The sequence below is a fragment of the Dietzia cercidiphylli genome, assembly GCF_014145145.1.
GTDB lineage: Bacteria > Actinomycetota > Actinomycetes > Mycobacteriales > Mycobacteriaceae > Dietzia > Dietzia natronolimnaea.
The window spans coordinates 1-2,070 of the sequence record NZ_JAALEA010000356.1 but is presented as its reverse complement, the minus strand read 5'-3'; the positions used below and the strand labels follow the sequence as shown (position 1 = coordinate 2,070).

The following is a 2,070-nucleotide window of genomic DNA, read 5'->3' as shown; positions in this document are numbered from 1 at the left end:
ACGATCGCGTTGCGCCGCAGCAGGAACCCGGCCGGTGGTACCCCGGCCGACAAGCCCTGACCTGCGGACGGTGAGTGAGCACGACTCTCCGTGGAGAGTCGTCGCCTCTCCCTTGGCCGGGCTGGGTCCGCTGGACGTCCACGCGCTGTACAAGCTGCGCGTGGACGTCTTCGTCGCCGAGCAGGACTGCCCGTACGCGGAGATCGACGAGGTCGACGCCGACCCCGGCACCACGCACCTGTTGGCCTGGGCTCCGGCCACCGAATCCGGTCCGGACGAGTTGGTGGCCACCCTGCGCGTGTTCGGGTCGGGGGTCCATGGTGGGGTCATGCACCTCGGCCGGGTGTGCACGGCTCCCGGGTGGCGAGGGCGGGGGATCGCCGGTGTCCTGATCCGTCGCGGACTCGAGCTGTGCGGCGAGCTGCCCGTCGAGATAGGCGCCCAGTCCCACCTCGAGGGGTGGTACGAGCAGTTCGGGTTCCTCCGTTGCGGACCGGACTACCTGGATGAACGGATCCCGCACCTCCCCATGAGGCGCGACCTCCTAAGATGAGGTGTGGCTCACCCCTCCCCACATCTCCCGAGGACACCATATGACGTCTGACGCTGCATCCGGTTCACACTCCGCATCCGGTTCGCTGGTCACGGCACCTCTGGTCAAGGCACTTCTCCCCGAGAGCGAGATGCCGACCCACTGGTACAACATCCAGGCCGACCTGCCCGAGCAGATGGCGCCGCACCTGCACCCGGGCACGAAGGAGCCGCTCGGTCCGGAGGACCTGGCGCCGTTGTTCCCGATGGCGCTCATCGAGCAGGAGGTCACCGGGGAGCGGTACGTCGAGATCCCCGAGGAGGTGCGGGAGATCTACCGGCTGTGGCGGCCCTCGCCCCTCATCCGGGCCCGCCGACTCGAGAAGGCCCTCGGCACCTCGGCGAGGATCTACTACAAGTACGAGGGCACCAGCCCGGTCGGCTCACACAAGCCCAACACGGCCGTGGCCCAGGCGTACTACAACGCCGCGGAGGGCATCACCAAGCTCACCACCGAGACCGGCGCCGGTCAGTGGGGCGCGTCGCTGGCGTTCGCCGGTCAGGCCTTCGGCATCGAGGTGGAGGTCTGGCAGGTCAAGGCGTCCTTCGAGTCCAAGCCGTACCGCCGGATGCTCATGGAGACCTTCGGCGCGTCCGTCCACCCGAGCCCCTCCGACCTGACCGAGGCGGGCCGGTCCTTCCTCGCCAAGGACCCCCACACCCCCGGTTCGCTGGGTATGGCGGTGTCGGAGGCGGTCGAGGTGGCGGCGGGCGACCCCGAGGCCCGCTACTCCCTGGGTTCCGTCCTCAACCACGTGTGCCTGCACCAGACGATCATCGGCGAAGAGGCCCTCAAACAGCTCGAGATGTTCGGGGAGGCCGCGCCCGACTACGTCTTCGGGTGCGCCGGGGGCGGCTCCAACCTCGCCGGTCTGGCGTTCCCGTTCATCCGCGAGAACCTGGCCGGGGCGCAGACGAGGATCGTGGCCGTCGAACCGACCGCCTGCCCGTCCATGACCGAGGGCGAGTTCCGATACGACCACGGCGACGTGGCGGGTCTGACCCCGCTCATGAAGATGTACACGCTGGGCCAGGACTTCGTCCCGGACCCCATCCACTCGGGCGGTCTCCGGTACCACGGGATGGCACCGCTGGTCAGTCACGTCAAGCACCTCGGCCTGCTCGACTCGATCGCGGTGGAACAGAACGTCGCCTTCGCCGCCGGTGTCGAGTTCGCCAAGGCCGAGGGCATCGTGCCCGCGCCCGAGTCCACCCACGCCCTCGCCGGCGCGTTCGACGAGGCCCGCAGGCACACCGGGGAGGCGGGCACGGGCCCGTCCATCGTGATCGGCCTGTCCGGTCACGGCTTCCTCGACCTCCCGGCCTACGAGTCGTACGTCCGCGGCGAGCTCGGCTGACCGGCGCCGACGCGGGGCGATCCGGTCCACCGCGTCCCCTGCCGCGGGGCCGTGTGTGAGCCGGAGCCCGGAGCCGACAGGGTCCCCGCGCGGTCACGGCCTCGTCGCAGCACAGCCACCC

2 protein-coding genes are annotated in these 2,070 nt (G+C 70.0%); both read left to right on the top strand.

Annotated features, from left to right (window positions below; all coding sequences use genetic code 11):
* Positions 1 to 70 precede the first annotated feature (70 nt).
* The gene (locus G6028_RS12815) at positions 71 to 553 is read left to right on the top strand and encodes a GNAT family N-acetyltransferase (protein ID WP_182641097.1); all 483 of its coding nucleotides are present in this window, start codon (positions 71 to 73) and stop codon (positions 551 to 553) included.
* Positions 554 to 593: 40 nt separating this feature from the next.
* Positions 594 to 1,949, top strand: a complete 1,356-nt coding sequence (locus tag G6028_RS12810; protein WP_182610381.1) for a TrpB-like pyridoxal phosphate-dependent enzyme — start codon at positions 594 to 596, stop codon at positions 1,947 to 1,949.
* The last annotated feature ends 121 nt before the right edge of the window (positions 1,950 to 2,070 follow it).